General features: G+C 38.5%; 18 protein-coding genes. 16 read left to right on the top strand and 2 right to left on the bottom strand.

Annotated elements, in window-relative coordinates:
- Window positions 1-123 precede the first annotated feature (123 nt).
- Window positions 124-279 carry a YqaE/Pmp3 family membrane protein gene (locus FEE95_RS21250; protein WP_138660057.1) on the bottom strand — a complete coding sequence of 52 codons (156 nt, stop codon included), beginning with the start codon at window positions 277-279 and terminating at the stop codon, window positions 124-126.
- 97 nt (window positions 280-376) lie between these two features.
- Here FEE95_RS21250 and FEE95_RS22445 point away from each other — a divergent pair, with 97 nt between their 5' ends.
- From FEE95_RS22445 to FEE95_RS21205, 9 genes are all read left to right on the top strand, one after another.
- On the top strand, window positions 377-1429 hold the full coding sequence (locus FEE95_RS22445) for a response regulator transcription factor (protein ID WP_138660056.1): 1053 nt from the start codon (window positions 377-379) through the stop codon (window positions 1427-1429).
- A gap of 105 nt (window positions 1430-1534) precedes the next feature.
- The gene (locus tag FEE95_RS21240) at window positions 1535-2095 is read left to right on the top strand and encodes a thioredoxin family protein (RefSeq protein WP_138660055.1); all 561 of its coding nucleotides are present in this window, start codon (window positions 1535-1537) and stop codon (window positions 2093-2095) included.
- A gap of 165 nt (window positions 2096-2260) precedes the next feature.
- Window positions 2261-3949: a lysine--tRNA ligase gene (gene lysS / locus FEE95_RS21235; RefSeq protein ID WP_138660054.1), complete on the top strand. Its 1689-nt coding sequence runs from the start codon at window positions 2261-2263 to the stop codon at window positions 3947-3949.
- Between the two features lie 74 nt (window positions 3950-4023).
- Window positions 4024-6756 carry a PSD1 and planctomycete cytochrome C domain-containing protein gene (locus FEE95_RS21230; RefSeq protein ID WP_138660053.1) on the top strand — a complete coding sequence of 911 codons (2733 nt, stop codon included), beginning with the start codon at window positions 4024-4026 and terminating at the stop codon, window positions 6754-6756.
- A 1-nt stretch (window position 6757) separates the two neighbouring features.
- The gene (locus tag FEE95_RS21225; protein ID WP_138660052.1) at window positions 6758-8266 is read left to right on the top strand and encodes a DUF1501 domain-containing protein; all 1509 of its coding nucleotides are present in this window, start codon (window positions 6758-6760) and stop codon (window positions 8264-8266) included.
- Between the two features lie 230 nt (window positions 8267-8496).
- A complete protein-coding gene (locus FEE95_RS21220; protein WP_138660051.1) occupies window positions 8497-9375 on the top strand; it encodes a sugar phosphate isomerase/epimerase family protein in 879 nt (292 codons plus the stop codon).
- A gap of 23 nt (window positions 9376-9398) precedes the next feature.
- Window positions 9399-10793 carry a c-type cytochrome domain-containing protein gene (locus FEE95_RS21215; protein WP_138660050.1) on the top strand — a complete coding sequence of 465 codons (1395 nt, stop codon included), beginning with the start codon at window positions 9399-9401 and terminating at the stop codon, window positions 10791-10793.
- Window positions 10794-10803: 10 nt separating this feature from the next.
- The gene (locus FEE95_RS21210) at window positions 10804-11265 is read left to right on the top strand and encodes a DUF1801 domain-containing protein (protein WP_171037112.1); all 462 of its coding nucleotides are present in this window, start codon (window positions 10804-10806) and stop codon (window positions 11263-11265) included.
- 51 nt (window positions 11266-11316) lie between these two features.
- Entirely contained in the window at window positions 11317-12747 is a 1431-nt protein-coding gene (locus FEE95_RS21205; protein WP_138660048.1) for an SLC13 family permease, read from the top strand.
- Window positions 12748-12810: 63 nt separating this feature from the next.
- On the opposite strand, the gene FEE95_RS21200 is transcribed toward FEE95_RS21205, so the two are convergent.
- Window positions 12811-13209 (bottom strand): hypothetical protein, encoded by a 399-nt coding sequence (locus FEE95_RS21200; protein WP_138660047.1) that lies wholly within the window; start codon window positions 13207-13209, stop codon window positions 12811-12813.
- Between the two features lie 635 nt (window positions 13210-13844).
- Here FEE95_RS21200 and FEE95_RS22205 point away from each other — a divergent pair.
- The 7 genes from FEE95_RS22205 to FEE95_RS21170 all read left to right on the top strand — a co-directional run bounded on the left by FEE95_RS22205 (window position 13845) and on the right by FEE95_RS21170 (window position 22915).
- A complete protein-coding gene (locus FEE95_RS22205; RefSeq protein WP_171037111.1) occupies window positions 13845-13997 on the top strand; it encodes a hypothetical protein in 153 nt (50 codons plus the stop codon).
- Window positions 13998-14189: 192 nt separating this feature from the next.
- A complete protein-coding gene (locus tag FEE95_RS21195) occupies window positions 14190-18086 on the top strand; it encodes a thrombospondin type 3 repeat-containing protein (RefSeq protein WP_138660046.1) in 3897 nt (1298 codons plus the stop codon).
- Between the two features lie 327 nt (window positions 18087-18413).
- Entirely contained in the window at window positions 18414-18566 is a 153-nt protein-coding gene (locus FEE95_RS22200) for a hypothetical protein (protein ID WP_171037110.1), read from the top strand.
- A 217-nt stretch (window positions 18567-18783) separates the two neighbouring features.
- A complete protein-coding gene (locus FEE95_RS21190; RefSeq protein WP_138660045.1) occupies window positions 18784-19215 on the top strand; it encodes a hypothetical protein in 432 nt (143 codons plus the stop codon).
- Between the two features lie 1183 nt (window positions 19216-20398).
- A complete protein-coding gene (locus FEE95_RS21180) occupies window positions 20399-20932 on the top strand; it encodes a hypothetical protein (protein ID WP_138660044.1) in 534 nt (177 codons plus the stop codon).
- A 104-nt stretch (window positions 20933-21036) separates the two neighbouring features.
- A complete protein-coding gene (locus FEE95_RS21175; protein ID WP_212748472.1) occupies window positions 21037-21663 on the top strand; it encodes a CPCC family cysteine-rich protein in 627 nt (208 codons plus the stop codon).
- A 127-nt stretch (window positions 21664-21790) separates the two neighbouring features.
- A complete protein-coding gene (locus FEE95_RS21170; protein WP_138660043.1) occupies window positions 21791-22915 on the top strand; it encodes an FG-GAP repeat domain-containing protein in 1125 nt (374 codons plus the stop codon).
- Window positions 22916-22927 lie beyond the last annotated feature (12 nt).

Genomic DNA, 22927 nt, shown 5'->3' with positions numbered 1-22927 from the left:
TGCCTGCAGGCAGGCAGGGTTATCGAGTAAAATGAAAAAGGGTAAGACCTCCTCCAAAGTTCCCCCGAAAAGGAGAAAGTCAAACCCTAAAAAAACCATTATATTATTTAACTATGAAGATATCTAATTTGGATTGTTCAAAATAACCAATGCGGCAATGACTCCGGGAACCCATCCACAGAGAGTAAGCAATAGAACAATTAGAAATGAACCACATCCTTTACCGATTACTGAAAGGGGTGGAAAAATGATGGCAAGCAATACTCTTAAAAAACTCATATGATTTGGATTTTGATTGATGATGTACTTATATGTAGCAAATGTATCCATAATGTTACAAAATCTCCTATTTTAGAGGACTATAAGTGTAGATTTTATGACTCAAAAGCTAGTTTTCATTCTAATTTTCCTATTTGGCTTTATAAGTTATTCGCAATATAGTTTTGAAGGACAAATTGCAGATAATGTAGATGGAAAAACGGTTTACCTATCCATTATTGAAGACTATCGAAAGCTTTCGCGACCGTATCTTGAACAAATTATTAAAAAAACAAGTGTTGATTCTCTCGGATATTTCAGGTTTCAGGGTGATAATCTATCCATGGACAATCGCATTTATCGTATTCATGTGGATGAATGTTCCGAAACGACATTAGATTCGAATCATTTCTTAGGAAAGTGTGAAAACAGCAGGAGTATTCTCTTTATCGCAAATAATTCTGATACCATACGCTTTCCAACTTCCTTTGCCGATGAGGTTTTATGCGAGATTAGCTCAACGAATGATAAGTCGGAGGCCTTTCTCCAAATCGATGCTTTAAAAGAGGAGATGGCCTTTGATTTTTATGATTTTAGAAGTGAAGCGAATCGTAAATTAAATTCCAGAAAATGGTTTCAAACTTTGCAAGAATTTGGGCTGAAACTCGATGAACCTTTGGTAGAACTCTATATTTTTGATTTTCTATCGGATAAGCGAAACGAAACCTATTCCTATTATCTAAAGGATGTGGCGAAAAACGATTATTATGAAAATCTGAGCCAAAGGCTTGAAGAAAAATACCCAAATACAGTTTTTACGGAATTGTATCAAACCGAAATAGCCACAGACCAACAAATAGCGAATCAAAACAAATCTATCTACTCCAATTGGAAATGGATTCTAGGAGGCCTTTTAGCGCTTTCCATACTACTTAATATCTTCTTGCTTTTCAGGCATAAATCCCTCCAAAAGAATCACAAAAACAGCACTTTAGGGAAATTAACTGCCCAGGAACAAAAAATCGTCAATGAAATCCTGAAAGACAAAACGAACAAAGAAATTGCCTCAGATTTATTTATCAGTTTAAGTACGGTCAAAACACATATCAATAATCTCTACAAGAAATTGAATGTTTCTTCCCGCGAGGAAATCAAGTCCCTCTTTTCGTAAAACTAAATTTCCACCGGGGGTCTAGTCCCTATTTCCATCCCGTAAAACTCTATTTCGATTCTTATTTTGAACAACTTTCGGTCCTGAATTTTAAAACCGAAAATTATGAATCCGTTTATTTTAGTACTGCTACTAGCAACCCTTTCAACTTCAGTATCAGCCCAACAAATCAATCAAGAAATCAAAATCGAGGGCAATCAGCCCTATATGGTCGGTAAAATCGACCTCAACGGCCTCACCTCTAATTCCTATCAAAGTTGGTATGATACAAATCATAAAGCCTACGAAGTAGATACCAAAACCCTTTCATCCATCAAAAACGAACTGACCAAACATAAAGTCTTAGTATTCATGGGCACTTGGTGCGGCGATAGTAAAAGGGAAGTCCCTCGATTTATAAAAACTTTAGAGGCGGCAGATTTCCCCATGGAAAACCTAAAAATCGTTGCAGTTGACCGAAGAAAAGAGCATTATAAAAAGAGTCCCACCGGAGAAGAATGGGGACTAAGCATTAAACGCGTACCGACTTTTATTTTCTATAAGGATGGTAAAGAAACAAATCGAATTATTGAAAGTCCGATCGTATCTCTAGAGGAAGACATTAAAACCATAGTTACTGGTTCAGAATATATTCCAAATTATCCGAAGTCATTGCATTTTGATTAAATGTGGTTGGAGGCTCGATGCACGAAGCGCGAAGTTCTATTTCGAAATGGTTCTTAAATGGGAATCACCTTGCACCGTGCTTCGAGCACCCAACCTTTTTTCAAACCATTTCCCTTTTAATTTACCCTTCCGAAACCCTATATTTGCGCCTTAAATAAGAGCGCAATGCAATTGTCGGAACAAGAAATCATTAGAAGAGAGAAATTGGCCAAATTACGCGAGATGGGTATTGACCCTTATCCTGCGGCTTTATACCCTGTAGATGCTACATCAGAAAGTGTCAAACAGAACTATAAAGAGGGAAAAAAGGTCGTGGTTTCAGGTAGATTAATGTCACGACGAATTCAAGGGAAAGCTTCTTTTGCTGAATTGCAAGACAGTGCTGGTCGAATTCAAGTGTATTTCAATAGAGATGAAATCTGCACTGGTGAAGACAAAACGCTTTACAATGATGTCTATAAAAAGCTATTGGATATCGGAGATATCATCGGAATCGAAGGTGAGCTTTTCACTACGCAAGTAGGCGAAAAAACGATAATGGTAAAGAACTTTACCATTTTATGTAAAACGCTTCGTCCACTTCCCCTACCAAAGCAAGATGCCGATGGAAATGTCTACGATGAATTTAATGACCCTGAGCTGAGATACCGACAACGGTATGTTGATTTGGTGGTGAATCCGCATGTGAAAGAAACTTTTATTAAGCGTACGAAGATTACAAATAGTATCCGTCAGTTTTATAATGAACGTGGATATTTAGAAGTAGAAACTCCAATTCTTCAGCCTATACCAGGGGGAGCGGCAGCACGACCTTTTCTGACACATCACAACGCACTTAACATTCCATTGTACCTGCGAATTGCAAATGAGCTTTATTTAAAGAGATTGATTGTTGGCGGATTTGACGGTGTCTATGAATTCTCAAAAGATTTCAGAAACGAAGGAATGGACCGTACCCATAACCCAGAGTTCACCGTAATGGAGTTATATGTCGCCTATAAAGATTACAATTGGATGATGGATACGACCGAACAACTACTAGAAAAAGTAGCCATCGATGCGAATGGCACTTCAAAAGTTACTGTCGGAGAAAACGAGATTGAATTCAAGGCGCCCTATGCAAGAGTTCCTATTTTGGAAGCCATAAAGATACATACAGGAATAGATGTTGCCGGAATGGATGAAGTTGAGCTTCGTAAAACTGCCAAAAAACTCGGACTAGAAGTTGACGAAACCATGGGTGTCGGCAAACTAATCGATGAGATTTTCGGAGAGAAATGTGAGCACTTTTATATTCAACCTACTTTTATTACCGACTACCCGAAGGAAATGAGTCCGTTGACAAAAGAGCATCGTGATAACCCTGCTTTGACCGAACGTTTTGAGTTGATGGTTAATGGAAAAGAATTAGCGAATTGCTATTCAGAGTTGAACGACCCCATTGACCAACGTGAGCGTTTTGAAGAACAATTACGTCTTTCGGAGAAAGGGGATGACGAGGCCATGTTCATTGACCAAGACTTTATTCGTGCTTTGGAATATGGAATGCCGCCTACTTCGGGAATCGGAATCGGCATTGATCGTTTAGTCATGCTATTGACCAACAATTCGTCGATTCAAGAAGTCTTATTCTTCCCTCAAATGCGCCCTGAAAAGAAAGCTGTAGAGTTGACCGATGAGGAAAAAGTAATTCTTTCCATTTTAAAACCAGAAGGTTCGATGGAGTTGGCAGCACTCAAAACCCAGGCTGGACTCAGCGGTAAAAAATGGGATAAATCAATGAAATCACTTTCAAAACATGGACTTACCAAAGTCAACAAAACGGATGAAGGACTTTTTGTTGAGATGAACTAAATATTTATAGTCATTCCAAGTTGCAAGGAATCTCTTAAAAAGATTCCTATCTTTAATGGTCGATTGTCTTGACCATGAGGAAGTTCTATCAATACATATTTATATCAACCATTGTCTGGATTTTGTTGCTTTTAGGGAGTTGTACTTCTTCCGAAAAGGTAGATTTCAGTACGCAAATCAAGCCCATTCTTAACAATAAGTGCATTACCTGCCATGGCGGCATTAAAAAGAATGCTGGTTTTAGCCTACTCTTTGAAGACGAAGCTTTAGGAGACACCGAATCGGGTAGACCTGCCATTATTCCAGGAGATGCTTCAGGTAGTGAGTTGATTCGAAGACTTCATGAAGACGACCCTGAACTTCGAATGCCCTATGAAAAACCAAAACTATCAGAGGAAGAAATCGATTTATTGACCCGTTGGATAGACCAAGGTGCAGAATGGGGAGAACATTGGGCCTATTCGCTGCCTAAAAAGGTTGATGTTCCTGTATTGGCCCAAGAAGCAGGCTTCGCTTCTAATTCATCCTCAGATTTTATTAAAAATGGCATTGACAATTTTGTTGCCGCGCGATTGGAAAGTGAACAATTAGAACCAAATGTTCCCGCGGAAAAAAATACCATAGCTCGTAGAGTTGCCTTGGATGTAACAGGTCTACCCCCCAACGAAGAACTGTTCACCGCATTTTCTTCTGGCAACTTATCTTATGAAAGTTTGGTAGATAGTTTGTTATCCAGAGAAACCTATGGAGAAAAATGGGCAAGTTGGTGGTTGGATATGGCGCGTTATTCAGATACCAAAGGCTATGAAAAAGATATGGGGCGGAGTATACATGAATATCGTGATTGGATAATCAAATCACTTAACAAAGATATGCCCTATGATCAATTTACAGTTGAGCAATTAGCCGGCGATTTGCTTCCAGAACCCTCGGTAGATCAATTGATTGCTACTGCCTTTCATAGAAATACCATGAACAATGACGAAGGTGGAACTGATGATGAGGAGTATCGTGTGGCATCTGTCATCGACCGTGTAAATACCACTTTTGAAGTTTGGCAAAGTACGACCATAGGATGTGTGCAATGTCATAGTCATCCGTATGACCCCTTTAAGCATAAGGAATACTATAATTTAATGGCCTTCTTTGATAATACACGCGATGAAGATATGCCGAGTGAAGCGCCTGTCTTAAAGTTCTATTCTCCGGAAATACAGCAAAAAGTAGATAAAATCAATGCTTGGGTTGCTGAAAATGGAAGTGAAAAAACAGTGCGACAATATCAAGATTTCCTCTTGTATAACGAACCCGTTTACAACTCCCATCACTTAAAAGATATTCAAAACGGCTCATATGATGACCACGCTTCAACCGTTCTTTGGGACGATGGCTCTGCCAAATACGAAAACGTTTCTTCGAACGGGACTACGGCCTTATATTTTAAACACCGTTCTGGAATCAATGGAACTACTCTGACTTTCCGGAAGAATAATTCCAAAGGTGAAATTCTTGCGCAAACAAAAATCAATAAAACACAGGGAAGCATCATTCGCAAAATTCCGTTCAAAAATGTGGATGAGAAATTCGACCTCTATATCGAAACAAATAATAATGGAGTTGCCAAAGAGGTCAATATTCTGAATCTCTATTGGGTTGCGCTTCTGGATGATATTCCTGGGAAGGGAAAAAGTGGATATGCATCCATAAATAATACCTTGGTAGAAGTACTTAATACCGATACCCCTACCGTGCCTATCATGATTGAAAACCCAGAGCATATGAAACGAACCACTCAGGTTTTTGAACGTGGAAGTTGGTTGACCAAAACCGATACTGTCGAACCAAATACGCCTAAAACCCTCAACGAATGGAATGCAGATTGGCCAAAAAACCGATTAGGACTTTCGCAATGGATAGTGAGCAAACAAAATCCATTGACCGCACGGACTTTGGTGAATCGCGTCTGGCATCAAATCTTTGGGCGCGGATTGGTTTCCACGATTGAAGATATCGGTTCACAATCAGAACCGCCCTCCCACCCTGCCCTTTTGGACTGGTTGGCGTTGCGATTCATGAATGAACATAACTGGAGTATAAGATCGCTAGTTAAGGAAATCGTGATGTCGGGTACCTATCGACAAAATTCTGAAAACAGTCCTGAGCTCTATCAAAAAGACCCGAATAATGAATTGTATGCGCGAGGCCCAAGAATCCGTTTGAGCGCTGAACAAATTCGAGATCAAGCCTTAGCCGTTTCGGGGCTATTAAGTTCAAAAATGTACGGCCCTGGGGTAATGCCGCCTCAACCTGAAGGAATTTGGGAAACCGTGTATAGTGATGCAAAATGGATTGAAAGTAAAGGTGAAGACCGTTATCGTAGAGCTGTTTACACCTATATGAAACGTACTAGTCCGTATCCATCTTTTATGAGTTTTGATGGAGGTAGTAGAGAAGTTTGTTCGATACGCAGAACCGTTACCAATACCCCTTTACAGGCCTTGGTTACATTGAATGACCCTGTATATTTAGAAGCTTCCCATGAGTTGGCAAAAGCAATGCAAGTCTCGGTAAATCCCGAAGAAAACATCACTTTAGGGTTTGAAAAAGCAACATACAGCAAAATAACGCCTGCAAAATTAGAAGCACTGAAAGAACTGTATGAAAACTCATTATTAGAATTTGAGAATGATAAAGCAGCTGCAGAACCCTTCTTTCATTTACAGAAGAAACCAAGTGCAGAATTGGCAGCATTAACTATTGTGGCCAATGCGATTATGAATCTGGACGAGTTTTTAACCAAGGCATAATATGGATAATCTGGAAGGACTTATACAGGAATATTTGCAACGGGAAGCGCAGTCTAAAACTCGAAGGCACTTTATTAAAAACTGTGCCCAAGGTATGGGTGGGCTAGCCTTAAGTTCCATTTTTATGGGATGTGATCCGTTGGAAAGTCCGAAGAAAAAAGCTGCCATGACTTTTTCGGAACGGGATTTGAATCCACTGGCGACTTTGGCGCCTCCGTTTAGTCCGAAGGTAAAATCGGTAATTTATCTACATATGGCGGGTGCTCCTTCTCAGTTGGAAATGTTCGACCATAAGCCCGAGCTACTAAAATTAGACGGACAAGATTGTCCTCAGTCATTGCTGGAAGGCAAAAAATTTGCCTTTATAAAAGGGACTCCGAAATTGCTTGGACCTCAAGCAGAGTTCAAACAAGAAGGGGAATCCGGCAATTGGGTTTCTAATTTTATGCCCCATTTCAAAAAAGTAGTTGATGACGTTGCCTTTTTAAAAGCGGTACATACTGATCAATTTAATCATGGTCCTGCACAACTATTCATGCACACCGGAAGTGCTCGATTGGGAAGGCCAAGTATTGGCGCCTGGGCCACATACGGACTTGGTTCTGAAAACCAAAATCTTCCCGGTTTTGTAGTGCTGACTTCAGGTGGAAATACACCAGATGCTGGAAAAAGTGTTTGGGGAAGTGGATTCTTACCATCCGTCTACCAAGGCGTGCAATGTCGTTCAAAAGGTGACCCGGTACTTTATCTAGAAGACCCAGATGGTGTTTCCCGAAACTTGAAAAAGAGCACTATTGACGCCATCAATAAAATCAACAAGGAGGAATACGCGAAATACGCTGATCCGGAGATTCTGGCACGTATCAATCAATACGAAATGGCATATCGCATGCAGATTGCTGTTCCGGAAGTAATGAATATCAATGATGAGCCCGAGAATATCAAGCAAATGTATGGGGTCAAACCTGGCGAGGAATCCTTTGCAAACAACTGCCTTTTAGCAAGAAAATTGGTTGAGGACGGTGTCCGTTTTGTGCAGCTTTTTGATTGGGGTTGGGATACACATGGAAACATTCGTGAAGGCTCAATTGATTTAGGGTTACGAAATAAATGCCGTGAAATTGACCGCCCAATCACCGCTTTGATTATGGATTTAAAACAACGCGGGTTATTGGATGAAACCCTTATCGTTTGGGGTGGGGAATTCGGTAGAACGCCAATGCAGGAAAATAGAGGTAACAAAAAAATGGCCTACAAAGGACGCGACCACCACGGAGATGCTTTCACCATGTGGATGGCCGGCGGAGGTATCAAAAAAGGAGCCTCCCACGGAAAAACCGATGATATCGGCTTCTCCGGAATTGAAGGACGTGTATCAGTGCATGATGTTCATGCAACGATTTTGCACCTTCTAGGTTTTAATCATGAGCAATTCACCTACCAATTTCAAGGAAGACCGTTTCGATTGACCGATGTGGAGGGGGAAGTTATTAAGGAGATTTTGGCGTAAAGAAAATGGAATGTGAAATAGCTCCTTCCCCATGCAGGGGAAGGTGGCATCCATCCGCCAGCGGGCGGATAGGACGACGGAAGGGGTAGAACGCAAACCATGGGTAAAAAATTGAAGTTCCAACAAAACGCAATAGCTTGGGCTTTCAACCCACCCCGTCTTCTCCAAGGCGAATCCACCCCTCCCAGTCCAGGGCGAGGAGCTCTAAAAACAAAACCAAAAAATAACCAATGAAAAAACTTTTACTTCTAATATTTACCTTCACTACCCTTTTAGGATTCTCCCAACAAAAAGGAAAACTAGAATTCTTCAACACCGATTGGGGTAGAACAGTTTCTTGGGACACATTTTGCGAACGCACTAAAGCTTCAGGTTATGACGGAATCGAAATCTGGTTTCCTCCTAACGAAGAGAGTCAAAAGCAATTAAAGGCCGCTTTGGAAAAGCATAAGCTCAAAGTTGGTTTTTTAAATGGAACGAATAAATCCCTTCCCTTTAAAGAAAGTCTGAAACAATACACCGACCATTTTAAAACCTTACTCTCTTGGAATCCTGCTTATATCAATTGCCATACCGGAAATGATTTTTTTTCCATGGAACAAAACAAAGCTTTTATCGATGTGGCAAACAAAATAGCAGAGGAAAGTGGCACATCCATTTATCATGAAACCCATCGCGGTCGATTCAGTTACAACCTACCAGATACGGAAAAATATATGACGGCAATTCCCGATTTAAAACTGACCTTGGATATTAGCCATTGGATGGTCGTACACGAATCTCTATTGGAAAATCAAGATGAGAACTTAAAGGAAGTCATCAGTCGTTCGCATCATATTCATGCACGAGTCGGTCATGCGGAAGGACCTCAGGTAAACGATCCAGAAGCACCCGAATGGGAAAGAGCCCTGAATCGTCATTTGGATATCTGGGAAAAGGTAATTCTGCAAAAATGGGCAGAAAACTACAAACCCTTTACGATTACCTCAGAGTTCGGTCCGCCCGATTATATGCCAACTTTGCCGTATACAAGAGTTCCTGTTGCCGATCAATGGAAAGCCAATGTTTTTATTATGCAGGCCATCAAAAAAAGAATGAACGTTCAATGAATAGTATTTATCTTTAGTATGCAATGGATGTTCTAAAACAGCTTTTAGGTCGCTTACACCCTATCATCGTCCACCTTCCCATAGGGTTTATCATTTTGGGGTTACTCCTGCGTTGGTACGACAGAAAAAGAAACGAGTTCGATCATGCCATTCCCTTAATCTTTCTTTGGGCTGGTTATTCTGCAGTCTTAACCTGTATTACTGGTTACGCCCAATACATTGGGGAGGGCTATACCTTTGAAACGGTTAAGTGGCATTTGTGGTTGGGAATAACAACAGCTCTTTTTTCTTTTCTAATGTACTTCAAATTCGGAAATACCGAGACATTTGCATGGGTAAAAACCATACCAATAGTGGTTATGACCTTATTGATGTTCGTATTGGTATCTGCTACAGGACATTTAGGAGGAACCATCACCCATGGCGAGGATTATTTCGTAGAACCGCTTCCTAACAATATCAAATCTGCATTGGGTTTTGAAACTTTTGAAGAAAAGGAAATTGCTCTTACAGAGGAAACTTGGGAAGATGCATTAATTTATGAGGACGTCATTAAACCAATTTTGAATAACAAATGTGTTAGCTGTCATAGTCCTAAGAAAAGTAAAGGCGAATTGATGCTTCATAATGAAAAAGTGATTTTAGATGGAGGCGAAAATGGAGAAGTGTTAAGTATAAACAATGCTATCGAAAGTGAACTTTTTCGCCGTATCACTCTTCCAAAAACAGATGAAGAACATATGCCTCCAAAAGACAAAACTCAACCAAGCAAAGAAGAAATAAAGTTAATAGGTGCGTGGATTGATGTTGGGCATCCCTTTGACCAAACCATTCAGCAATCTGGATTGAAGAAAGAACTATTTCTATCCTTTTTTCCAAAAAAGAAGGACAATAATTATCCCGAGATAGCTGTAATTGCTGCGTCCCAAGACAGCATAAAAATCATTGAAGCAAAAGGAATTCATGTTGACCCCATTGACAAGACCTCTGACTTTCTCAAAGTTTCATGTATCAATAAGCCTCAATTTTCCGATGCCGATTTCGAATCACTAAAACCCTTGTCTCGGCAAATAGCTGTTTTAGATTTGGGTGGAACACAGGTAACAAATGCTATTTTCGAAAAGCTAGCGACACTTCCAAATTTGACGATTCTCAAATTGGACAATACTACCGTAACTGGAGAAAACATAGAAGTCTTAGGTTCTCTTGAATATTTGAAATCCGTAAACCTTACAAGCACTGACTTTGAGGAGATTCATTTGCAAAAGTTTGAAGATTTTAAACGTTTGAAGAGGGTGTATCTCTTTCAAACTAAAATCAACGATAAGGGAATGCAAACCTTAAAAGACGGACAGATTACTGTTGATTATGGTAATTATGAGTTACCGCAAATCCCTTCAGATTCAATTGTTTACTAAATCTTACCCTATGAAAGCTAATCCTCAATTAACAAAGTTCCTGTCTCCTTATGAAAAATCGATTCAGGGTTTAGTTTTTGAACTTCGTAGGTTTATTTTAAATACAGTTTCGACTACCAATGAATTAATTTGGGATAATTACAATGCAGTCGCTATTGCCTATTCAAAATCTGAAAAATTGAAAGATGCTTTTTGTCATATTTCCGTTTATGCCAAACATGTCAATTTTGGATTTAACCGTGGAGCTGAATTGTCAAAAAGAGATTTAAAACTAGAGGGCAAGGGCAAATTGATTCGTCATTTCAAAGTTGAAAGCATGGATACATTTCCCAAAGAAGAAATTAAAAAGATGATTTATGAAGCAGTAGGTATTTCAGAAAATTTGAATGATGAATTACGTGTTCAATCAGGAAAACCCAAAAGCATCATAATGTCAATTTCAGAAAAGAAAATCCGTCCAAAGAATAACTAAGTTTTCAAAACCAAAAGAAAAAACATAGCTTAGAGCCACCAATCGAACCCTATGCATATCAGTAGCAAACTAGGATTATTTCTCGGACCGATATTATTCCTTATCATATTGAATTTACCCATTGAGCTTGTTTCCGAACAGGGTGATATGGTAATCGCGGTTGCTGTTTGGATGGTCGTTTGGTGGATTACCGAAGCAACATCCATATCAGTTACGGCGCTGTTGCCTTTGCTGCTTTTTCCCTTACTTAAAATCATGCCCGTAAGCGATGTTGGTGCTAACTATGGAAGCCCCATCATATTTCTTTTCTTCGGAGGGTTTGTTCTTGCACTGGCACTCGAAAAAGTGAATTTGCACAAACGCATTGCACTGAACATTATTAGAATTACCGGCACAACACCCAACAAAGTGGTGCTAGGTTTTATGATTGCCACCGCTTCTTTAAGTATGTGGATTAGTAATACTGCTACTACAGTGGTTATGCTACCTATTGCCATGTCTGTTATCAGTCTACTAATAAATGATGAGGATGGTTTTACCAAGAGCGATCAAAATTTTGCTCTATCTGTTATGCTTGGAATAGCTTTTTCAGCAAATGCAGGAGGCATTGCTACGGTGATAGGCACACCACCAAATTCAGTGATGATAGGCCTCCTCGAAAATGAATACAATATTGAAATTTCCTTTCTCAAATGGATGGTCATCGGGTTGCCTTTTTCCATAATAATGATTGTTATCATTTATTTGGTGATGGTCAAAGTCATGTTTCCAAACAAGCAATTGAAATTTGCCGCCTCAAAGGAAGTTATCAATGATGAATTAAAAAAATTAGGCCCAATGAGTGGGAAAGAAAAAATGGTTCTAGCGATTTTCGGAGTTACCGTATTTCTCTGGATTTTCAGAACAGTGATTAATGGAATATTTCCAGAATTAAAATTGAACGATACCATTATTAGCATGTTTGGAGCCATTTCCATGTTTGCCATTCCTTACAATCTAAAAAAAGGAGATTTCATAATCAACTGGAAAGACACTTCAAAACTCGCCTGGGGTATTCTAATACTCTTTGGTGGTGGACTTGCATTGGCCAAAGGAATGGCCGTTAGCGGTATCGTCGATATGGTTTCTGGTGCGATTGCCGAAAGTGATATCAGCATCCTGTTTACAGCCGTACTACTTATCTTTTTGATGTTGTTTATGACCGAACTCATGAGCAACGTAGCCCTTGTAGCGGTATTGGCACCTGTAGTTGCAGGTATTGCAATAGGTTTAGAAATTCCAATACTATATTTATTAATCCCTGTGACGATGGCCAGTAGCTGTGCATTTATGCTACCGATGGCAACTCCACCAAATGCCATCGTTTTTGCCAGTGGATATATCAAAGTACATGAAATGGCGCGTGTTGGTGTGATTTTAAATTTGATTGCCGTGGCTCTTTTGGTTTTACTTTTTCAGTTTGTGATTCCATTGTTGTTTTAAAACAAAAAACCCTCGCTAAGCGAAGGTCTTTTTATAGGTGCTAACTCAAATATGGAGGACTCTTTATTTTATATACGCATTAAAACCCTCCGGTAGATGTTTCTTCGTGTCGAAATCTATTGAAAATGAGTCGTTTTCGTCAATATAGTTGATACTTTGTACATCGGTTGGATAAGCATAGGCATCAAAACCTTTTGGTAGGTATTGCGAAAAATCTTCGATTACCGGTTCTTCTTCTATATATTCCACAGCATTCAAATCAACATACATTTTATATGGATTGAATCCCTCAGGAAGATAATCGGCAACATCGAATCCCAAATCAATCTGCTCATCATCCTCAATGTATTCTACAGTATTAATATCAAAAGCCTCAACTTCTTTACTTGGGGTGCTAGCGAAAGCTCCATTTATCAAGGCTATACCCGCTGCCATACTTAAAATAAAACTCTTTTTGTTCATAACGTTCGTAGGTTAATTTATGAGATAGTATAACGCTATGAACTGGTATTATTGTAAGGGTTACCATTCGTCGATGGTCCTAAAAAACGGCGAATTGAAGTATTCTTAAAAAATGAGTAAGAAAACTAGCAACTCCATATTCTAACATTTGAAGTGTTAAAGTCTTAGCAGTACGCGCTATGAATTTTTACGAGAAAAAAAATAGGTTTTTAGATCCTGAAAACTTTTCAATCTACTATATATCAACCGTTTGTCGGGTTTTTTCTTAAATATTTCCAAAAAAATAAAGCCATTTACCAAGGTAAACAGCTTTATCATTGACTAATTCGCTAATTGAAAAATGAATTTCTACTTAAAAGACGCGGCAAAAAGTAAAATGTTACACCAATAGGCCGAAAATTACCAAATTTAACAGTCCCATTTATATTTCATGACGATTTTGGTTGTAATCACAGCACTCGATAAACTCGATTTTTATTGACCTCTCGACGAACTGATTAGAAAATCCGATGAAGAAAAACACTATTCAACAACATCCTGCATTTTGACATCACAAAAAGCCCATTTCGCAACAATGGGCTTTTTTGTACGCTTATCCGAAGTAGTTTAGCTCCAGAATCAAAACCCAAATCGTTATGAACTATAAAGCAAAAAGTTTCCTGTATTTCGCAAGTTTAGTAATCGCTATTGTTTCTTACTATAACATAGATAATACAAGTGACGTTCAAAACACTGAATTAGCTGAAAACACCATAGAAAATGTTTCTACCCTAGAAACAATTAACTAGAAAATATATTGAACCAACTTTGGTTTCCCAAAAGCCAAACGAAGGTTCACCACGAATACACCTACTTAACAATCAAAAAAGGGCTTGGAAGTATCCAAGCCCTTTTTGCATTTCATCCGTTTGTCTAAAAAATGAAAAGTCTCCAATAAAACAGGTCTCTTTAGCGTTTATTCTGGATAACCTACCAATGCTATGAAGTATTTTTATATTCGAGTACTTTTCTGTGCTCTTTCTTTTTTTAGCCTCACCTGCTTAAATGCACAAGAGCAAAGCCAAAATTCAGTTTTAGTTTCTGATAGTCCGACCACTTTTATTGATGGCTTTTCCAAAGCGAGTAAAACGGGAAAAGGACTAGCTCCAATGACCATTCGATTATCCAGTTCAAAAACACTTGAGCTAAATTTGAATGTTAAAAATCAAGAGCATAAAACAACCTCTTTTATAGGTTCTGTAAATCAGAAAGGTGATGCCTCTTTTAGTTTCACTTACTCCAACGGAAAACTTGATGGTCATATAATAGAAAAAGCTGAAAACAAGGCCTATCGCTTATTTACAAACAAAGCAAACAAAGTTCTTGTAGAAGAAACCGATATCAATGCGATACTTTGTATTGCCTATGAAAAAGCGAAAGGAAGTTCAGATTCACAGCAGAAATCGTCGGGTAAAACAAGCAAACGCCCACCTACAACTTTACAAAGTAGACCAGGGGCTCCTGCCGTAATCTATTTGGATTTCGACGGAGAAACGGTAACGGGAACCAACTGGGTTAGTGGGGGAACAATCAATGCCCAACCCTCTGGTATGTCAGATGCTCAAATCACCATTGCTTGGGAAATTATGGCAGAAGATTTTAGTCCGTTTAATATAAACGTGGTTACCGATCGTTCGGTTTTTGAAGCAACACCTAAAGATCATCGGATGATGTGTATTTTCACACCTACAGATGATGCTCAGCCTGATTCGGGCGGCGTGGCATTCCTAAATTCTTTTTCTTGGAATACCGATGACCCAGCCTGGGTATACAATATCTTTAACGGAAAGCAAGCCGGAGATACCGGTTCTCATGAAATTGGTCACACTATGGGGCTTGATCATGATGGAAGAGGTTCAACAGAATATTATGAAGGTCATGGCAACTGGGCACCTATTATGGGCTTCAGTTTAAATAAAAGTATTGCACAATGGAGTCTTGGTGAATATACCAATGCAACAAACATGGAAAATGATCTTCAAGTAATCGGCGGAGGAGCAAACAATTTTGAATATATCGCTGATGATCATGGCAGCGACTTGAATACGGCAACCGCTATTGAAGCTGATAATGGCGGAAACGTAGATGCCTCAGAAAATACTGGTATCATTCATAAAAGAGATGATATTGATATGTTTTCCTTTTTAGCACAAGCAGGTTCCGCAACTTTTAATTTCAGTCCACATGATGTTCATCCGAATTTGGATATTCAAGCGCGTCTATTAGATGCAAATGGAATTGAAGTTGCGATTAGTAATCCATCGGGATTAGAAGCCACGATTTCAGAAAATCTTACTGCAGGACTTTATTTTCTAGAAGTTCAGGGTATAGGAGCAGGTTCTGTTGACACAGGATATTCTGATTATGCATCCCTTGGGCAGTATTCGATTTCGGGACAGTATACGGTGCAAACACCCGAAAATGATATTGAATTGGTCTCAATTTCCCTTGAAGAAGGAAGCTTGGAATGTGGTAGCATTGCTCCATCCGTAGTAGTAAGAAATGATGGACTAAATACCATTTCAGGATTCGATATTCTATATACTTTGAACAATGGAAATCAAGAAACACAATCCTTTACAAATACATTAGCTCCGCAAGAAACGGTTACCGTAGATATCTCTAACATAACATTGACATCTGTAGGAAATTCAAGCATTGAAATTATTGCTCAAATTACCAATGATGATTTACCAACAAATAATACGATAGTTCGAAATTTCTTTGCAAATACATCTGGAGTCGCTGCTCAAGTAAATTCATTTGAAACCTCGGATGATGCCTTGATTGCCTATGACGAAGCAGGAGATGGCTCTGTTTGGGAAAGAGGAGTTCCAAACGGTGCAGTTCTAAACGCAGCTGCCACAGGAAACAATGCCTATGGAACCATTTTAACCGGAAACTATCCTGATGATAAGAAAAGCTTCTTAGTCACTAATTGCTATGATTTTTCAAGCATTCAAACTCCGGTTTTAAAGTTTCAAATGGCTTATGATATAGAAATCAATTACGACGTACTTTATGTAGAATATTCCCTAGATACTGGTGATAGTTGGAATTTACTGGGTTCTAGAACAAGCCAGCCCAATTGGTATAACAGTGACATGGTCCCAGGCACGAACATCTGTGAAAACTGTCCAGGCGAACAATGGACCGGCACAAATGCCACCATGGCTGAGTATGCCTATGACTTTACAGCCAACTCGGCAACTGAAACCGATTTGACCAATGCGGACAACATCATGTTCCGGTTTGTATTTCATACGGATGGCTTTGTAAACGAAGAAGGGGTAGTCATTGATGATTTTGTTGTTGAAGGAACTCCTGTAGACGATGACGACGACGACGACGATGGAATTTTAGATGTTGATGACAATTGCCAATTGACAAGTAATGCCGATCAATTGAACACTGATGGTGACAGCATGGGCGATGTTTGTGATGATGATGATGACAACGATGGGGTTTTAGATGTAGACGACAACTGTCCCCTAACCCCAAACGCCGATCAGGCAGATGCGGATGGTGATGGAATTGGAGATGTATGCGAAGACCCCAACGATAATGATGGTGATGGTGTTGTAAATGCAAGTGACAATTGTCCCGATACGGCTAACGCCGATCAGGAGGATACTGATGGCGATGAAATAGGAGATGTTTGTGATAACGATGATGACAATGACCTGATTCTTGATGCCGTAGATAATTGTCCACTGACTTATAATCCTGATCAATTAGATACTGATAATGACGGTATCGGTGATGTTTGCGATAGAGATGATGACGAAGACGGAGTTTTGGATGTTGACGATAATTGTCCTTTAATTGCAAATCCCGATCAAGAGGATGCTGACAATGATGGTATTGGTGATGTTTGTGATAGCACTCCTGAAGACCTAGACGGTGATGGCGTTTTGAATGACGACGACAATTGCCCGAATACTTCAAACGCAGATCAATTAGATTCAGACGATGACGGAATTGGAGATGTTTGTGATCCTGATGATGATAATGATACCATATTGGATATTGTAGATAACTGTCCATTAGAAGCAAATACAGATCAAGCCGATTCAGACGATGATGGTATCGGCGATGTTTGTGATACGTCTGACGACGGATTTACCTTACCTGAATCTAACTATTCGTTTATCAATGTTCCATCCTGTGAGGCGAATAAAGGTGGAATTGAAATTACAGCAGTTGAAGATTACAGATATCAGGCTACTTTGTCAGGAAGTGCTTTTGGAATTTCAAAGGATTTCGAAGAATCTGTACTTTTCGAAGATCTAGATGCCGGAATGTATTCCGTTTGCATTACTGTGGATGGTGAAGCTGATTACGTGGGTTGCTTTGATGTTACCGTAGAACCTTCAGAGGCATTCTCTGTACAAACGGCGGTAGACTATTCCCGACTAGAAGTAACCCTAACCTTGACTGGAAGCGAAACTTACGAAGTAACACTTAATGATGAAACCCAAATGGTCTCCGCAAATGAAGTTACCTTATCGCTAACGGATCCTGTTAACAACCTACAAGTAAGCTCTGGTAGAGATTGTGATGAACTTTATGAAGAAAGTTTTGCAGTGAATCCTGAAGTAGCGATTTACCCTAACCCTGTAGAAGGGGATCAACTTACCATTAATTTAGAAGGTGGTGTAGAAACAGAACTAGTTGTATCACTATTCGCACTACGTGGAACAAGAGTATCTTCAAAATTGTATGAAGTGATAGATAACCAGGTAGTGGTAAACGTCAGTCTGCTGGCAAAGGGTATTTATATTCTAAATGTGAGCACCTTTAATAAGACTACTACTTATAAGATTATTAGAAACTAGGTTCTGGAAGCATTACGTCGCACGCCTATCGCAACACGCTCTATAATTTACGCTTCACTTTGCGTTACATAGAGCGTTTGCATATTGCCTACAGCAAAAATGTCACTTAGAGCGCATTCTAGAACCTAGGAACATATCATTTTCAAGACCACTGGAAATTAACAAAAAACACTATCTATCGGTGAAAAGAATATATATCCGATGAGCGAAAATGCTATTCCACAACTTCTTATACTTTGACATCACAAAAGGTCATTTTGACAACAACAGCGTTTTTGGCCTGTTTTTGCGCTGTACATTTGAATCAGAATCAAAACCCCGAATGTGATGAATTATAAAGTAAAAAGTTTTATGTATTTCGCAACACTAGTTATCGCAGTTGTAACTTATTATAACATCGATCGTACGGATACAGTTAAAAACACGGAATTAGCTGATAATACTATAGACCTTGTTTCTACCCCAGAAGCATTGAACTAGAAGATATACTGAACGAATCTTCGGCTTCCCAAAGGCTTTGGACGAGTTCACCACGGACATTCCTACTTAACTCAAATTAGAGGCGCTGAGCAATCAGCGCCTTTTTTGTTCGTTAACTATATACAATGACGTTAAAAAAGTCATAATTAAGCAACCCGAACTAAACCAAGTTGCGTTACAAAAGTCACAGACACATACACATTAAAAAATAAAACAGATGAAAAAAGTAGTAGTATTATTAATGATTTTGGTGGCAACCGCCTCTTTTGCTCAAGAGGGAGGAAAAAGAAAGGGTAAACTAAAAAATATGAGTCCAGAACAGGTAGCTACTCTACAAACCAAAAAAGCGACCTTAGCCTTAGATTTATCCGAGCGCCAACAAGAACAAATAAAGGCGCTTCTTCTAGAAAAAGCCGAAATTCGCGAATCTAAAATGGCTGCTCAAAAAGGAAGAAAAGATGATTTGGGCGAACCCGTAACGGTAGATGAACGTTTTGCACGTGAAAGTGAGCGCTTAGATTATCAAATTGCACAAAAAGAAAAACTACAACAGATTCTTTCTAAAGAACAAATGGCAAAGTGGGAAGAAATGCAAAAACGAAGAGGGCATCGCGGGAAGCAGAAAGGACGTGATAAGTCTAAAAGATAGATATACCTATTGCAAATTTACAACTTATAAGAGCCACGCAATTAGCGTGGCTTTTTTTATCTTTTTTGTAAAAATTAAATAGTTGCAAACACCTCTAAATAATTGTAAACGCTTACATCGTTCTTACCTTTTGATTTCATTGAATTCTAGTTGATTTGAAGCTTTTTTTACGATATTGCGTTTATACACTAGTTGTAGTGCATTTACCCAAACCACCTAAATTATAGATGAGAATGTAATATTGCAGGAATGGTAAACAACTATGGAATGGACCTTAGCAATATTCTGTGATTGAAAATGGAAAAGGATTTTTGATTCTTTCAGAAAACTACTACCTGGAATTTAAAACTAAAATGACGTCAAATCGAAATAATAGGAATTTAAAAATCGTGAGGCTTTACATAATTAGTATAGTCTGTATTATTTGTTATTTCTTGATGGAGAATTATAACGTAATAAACGTACTAGTTGAAAAATCGGTTGAATTTTTCCACATGGAAACTACTTCTAGGTTTAGTACACTTATTTTCGCAGGATTACTTCAATATGGGCTGTTAACAGTTGGAATGTGTATTTTTTTAATGCTAAGTTTTATACTAGTCCGAGAAAAAATTAAAAGCGATTGACCGAAATAAAAACGCACTACAACACAACCTATAAACAATACGGGCTTCGGGCTTAATCGCTGGGTTTGCGTATTTTTATGATGTCCGCAAAATCTTTGGGATTTTGCTTTTTAGTCGGACAAAGAAAAAAAGAAAACAAAAAGATTTCGCTCTGTGCGTGGCGGAAAGCAAACGCTAGTTTGCTCCCGTACTGTTCATAGCTCAACCGTTGCAACACTTTTGCCAAAACTGAATGACAGAAGAGGATATTAAAAAAACTTGGCGGAATTTATTGATACCATTTATAATCGGGCTTGTGGTTTTTATTGTATCTATTTTATTTCATCGATTAGGTAGCAAAAGACCAACACCACAAACAATTAGTCTTTTTGGTTGTGCCTTCGGAATCGTATTTATGGTTTTTCCAGGAATAAAGATGTTCAAATTTAAAAAGTATCTTAAAAGTCCGAACAGAAAATGAAACCTCTATTAAAATGAATCAAATTGAAAAGTGGATTTCTAAAATAAAAAAAACGGAAATACCACGCTTAGTTCAAGCGTTGTAAAGCATTGAAAAAATGAAGGAACTCCTAGAGAAACTAAAACTTGTAGATTCTTTAAAGACAGAACTAGTAATTGAAAAGAGTGACTTTGTACATAAATTGCGAAATATTGTGGATGAAGGAAGTACGGGAATTTTCTCAGATATTTTTGACGTTTTCTCCTCTAGCAAAAATGAATATAAAGGAGAGGTTAGTTTTAATGGATTTAAAATAAAAAGAAGAAGGAAATTCTTTGATATGAACTTTAATATGGCTATCGCCAAAGGCACGTATAATCAAAAAGACGATAAACTAATTATTGACACAGAAATAAATGGGTTTCATGTAATGATGATTCCTTTCTATATTTTTTGCATCATCATTTATGGTGTTTTCATTGTTGGATTTTTATCAGCAGATGAAATTGGAGGGAATGCACCTGGATTTGCTTTTCCATTCATTATTATTCATGCTGCTTTTATGATGGGTATACCATACTTTATAATGAGAAGAAGTACTAGAAGACTCAAACATGAATTGGAAAGAGAGTTCTTCTACTTAACAAAATAAAGATGTTCTACAATACTGTTTATTGTAAATAAGGCGTTCTGAAGTTTAAGAAAGTTCAGTACTATTTACAAACTTGCCATATACAGAACATAAGTTTCACTAAAATGGAAAGAAAAGAAGTTCTAGAAAAATACATAGACTCGATAGTTTCCAACTACTCTGAAGATAAGCGAAAGGAAGAGGTAGAGCAATTGCTTATGGAAAATTGGTCTAATGTAGATGGATGGACTAATCTCCCAAGTAATATTCAAAGGGAATTTATCAATGAAAAGCTTGAAGGGCATTTCAATGACAAAAAGTATGATGAAATACTAAAATTCAAACTTCGTGATGATTTTAAAGGTCTCACAAATGAATATCTATCAGAGGCAACAGGTATTACTATTTCGAGCGGAAGTCCTTCTGATTTAATAGCTTGTCCCTGTTGTGGATATAGGAATTTAGAAAGCAGGAATGAATTTGAGATATGCAAAATATGCTGGTGGGAAGATGACGGACAAGACAATAAGCACGCTGATGTGGTATGGGGAGGACCAAATTACGGAGTTAGTTTGACTCAGGCCAGACATTTTTATTTAACTATTGGAATCTATAATCCAGAGCAAATAGACTTAAAAGAAATTCAGGAAGAAGCTTACAAATTTGCAATTGGAAGAACTTTTGAAATTGATGGAGAATATATAATCGAAAAAGCAGAAAACTGGCGAGGAAAAATAGAAACGAAAACCTAGCGATATTACAGTACATACCCTTCGAGGTAAGCACCGTACACAAATAGTGAGACCTTTAAAAACCAAAAAATTCTTAAAACTCCCTTCATCTCACTAACTTGTAGCTACAACCAAAGTTATAATACCCATGGCGTCTAGTAAAGCAATTCTACTTATCCTTCTAATTTCTAGTAGTTTCACCTCCATTTTTGCCCAAAAAACAGAACTAAAAACAAACGGTCGTCTCATTTTAGGCACCTACGTAGAGCGCACCGCATCGGTTACTGCGGGAGATATTGATGGTGATGGCGACAAAGATATTTTAGTTGCCAATGGAAGACATTGGCCTGGGCAAAATCGCATTTTTATAAACAATGGTCGTGGTATTTTCACTGTGGAGAAAAACTTGGGTTCTTTAAGAGAAACCACTTATGCCACGGAACTAGCGGACTTTGACAATGATGGAGACCTTGATGTTGCAGTCGGAAATGATATGGCGCCACACACTTTATTTCTTAATGATGGAAAAGGTAATTTCATGAAAAGTGGTTCCTTCGGTCAAAGATACTCGTCCACACGAAATTTGACATTGGCCGACTTGAACCAAGATGGATTTATCGACATTTTGATAACCAATCGAGGGCGCCCTAATGAGATTTGTCTGAATGATGGAAAAGGCAATTTTACGGAAACAAAGAATTTTGGAGAATCCAAAGACTCAACCATAGACGTAGAAGTTGCAGATATCGATGGGGATACTGATTTAGATTTAATTTTAGCTAATCGAGATGGACAATCCAACTATGTCTACCTCAACGACGGTAAACTAGGCTTTGATGAAAAAATCGCTTTTGGAACAGGTACCGATGACACGCGTTCGGTCAGTGTGGGTGATATAAACAATGATGGACTTCCAGATATTGTCACCGCAAATATCGGCTCTCCGAACATCATCCATTTCGGCAACGAAGAAAATCCATTTATTCAAACGGTTACTTTTGATAACACTGAGGCCGAAAGTTACGCCGTTACTTTAGCTGACATGGACTCAGATACCGACTTGGATATTATCATTGGAAATTCTGAAAGTCCGAATATGATTTACTTCAACGAAGAAAACGGAAAGATATGGACCGTCTATCAACTTAATAATGAGTCATTGGATACCTATGATATCATTACGGCCGATTTGAACAATGATGGCCGTCCAGATATTATTGAAGCGAATTCCGATGCATTAAATCGCTATTATTTCAACCGTCCTAAAAAATAAGTTCAACTTCAT

The organism is Maribacter algarum (ex Zhang et al. 2020) (assembly GCF_005885635.1).
GTDB lineage: Bacteria > Bacteroidota > Bacteroidia > Flavobacteriales > Flavobacteriaceae > Maribacter_C > Maribacter_C algarum.
Note: the sequence above shows the minus strand (reverse complement) of the source record. Positions and strands in the feature narration are given on the sequence as shown.

What these genes read in the sequence shown, in the direction of transcription:
- FEE95_RS21195 (WP_138660046.1), top strand. Translation starts at nt 14,190, where the DNA reads ATGAAGTATTTTTATATTCGAGTACTTTTCTGTGCTCTTTCTTTTTTT.
- FEE95_RS21210 (WP_171037112.1), top strand. Translation starts at nt 10,804, where the DNA reads ATGAAAGCTAATCCTCAATTAACAAAGTTCCTGTCTCCTTATGAAAAA.
- FEE95_RS21200 (WP_138660047.1), bottom strand. Translation starts at nt 13,209, where the DNA reads ATGAACAAAAAGAGTTTTATTTTAAGTATGGCAGCGGGTATAGCCTTG.
- FEE95_RS21250 (WP_138660057.1), bottom strand. Translation starts at nt 279, where the DNA reads ATGAGTTTTTTAAGAGTATTGCTTGCCATCATTTTTCCACCCCTTTCA.
- FEE95_RS22205 (WP_171037111.1), top strand. Translation starts at nt 13,845, where the DNA reads ATGAACTATAAAGCAAAAAGTTTCCTGTATTTCGCAAGTTTAGTAATC.
- FEE95_RS21230 (WP_138660053.1), top strand. Translation starts at nt 4,024, where the DNA reads ATGAGGAAGTTCTATCAATACATATTTATATCAACCATTGTCTGGATT.
- FEE95_RS21180 (WP_138660044.1), top strand. Translation starts at nt 20,399, where the DNA reads ATGAAGGAACTCCTAGAGAAACTAAAACTTGTAGATTCTTTAAAGACA.
- FEE95_RS21170 (WP_138660043.1), top strand. Translation starts at nt 21,791, where the DNA reads ATGGCGTCTAGTAAAGCAATTCTACTTATCCTTCTAATTTCTAGTAGT.
- FEE95_RS21220 (WP_138660051.1), top strand. Translation starts at nt 8,497, where the DNA reads ATGAAAAAACTTTTACTTCTAATATTTACCTTCACTACCCTTTTAGGA.
- FEE95_RS21225 (WP_138660052.1), top strand. Translation starts at nt 6,758, where the DNA reads ATGGATAATCTGGAAGGACTTATACAGGAATATTTGCAACGGGAAGCG.
- FEE95_RS22445 (WP_138660056.1), top strand. Translation starts at nt 377, where the DNA reads ATGACTCAAAAGCTAGTTTTCATTCTAATTTTCCTATTTGGCTTTATA.
- FEE95_RS21240 (WP_138660055.1), top strand. Translation starts at nt 1,535, where the DNA reads ATGAATCCGTTTATTTTAGTACTGCTACTAGCAACCCTTTCAACTTCA.
- FEE95_RS21205 (WP_138660048.1), top strand. Translation starts at nt 11,317, where the DNA reads ATGCATATCAGTAGCAAACTAGGATTATTTCTCGGACCGATATTATTC.
- FEE95_RS21175 (WP_212748472.1), top strand. Translation starts at nt 21,037, where the DNA reads ATGGAAAGAAAAGAAGTTCTAGAAAAATACATAGACTCGATAGTTTCC.
- FEE95_RS21215 (WP_138660050.1), top strand. Translation starts at nt 9,399, where the DNA reads ATGGATGTTCTAAAACAGCTTTTAGGTCGCTTACACCCTATCATCGTC.
- FEE95_RS22200 (WP_171037110.1), top strand. Translation starts at nt 18,414, where the DNA reads ATGAATTATAAAGTAAAAAGTTTTATGTATTTCGCAACACTAGTTATC.
- lysS (WP_138660054.1), top strand. Translation starts at nt 2,261, where the DNA reads ATGCAATTGTCGGAACAAGAAATCATTAGAAGAGAGAAATTGGCCAAA.
- FEE95_RS21190 (WP_138660045.1), top strand. Translation starts at nt 18,784, where the DNA reads ATGAAAAAAGTAGTAGTATTATTAATGATTTTGGTGGCAACCGCCTCT.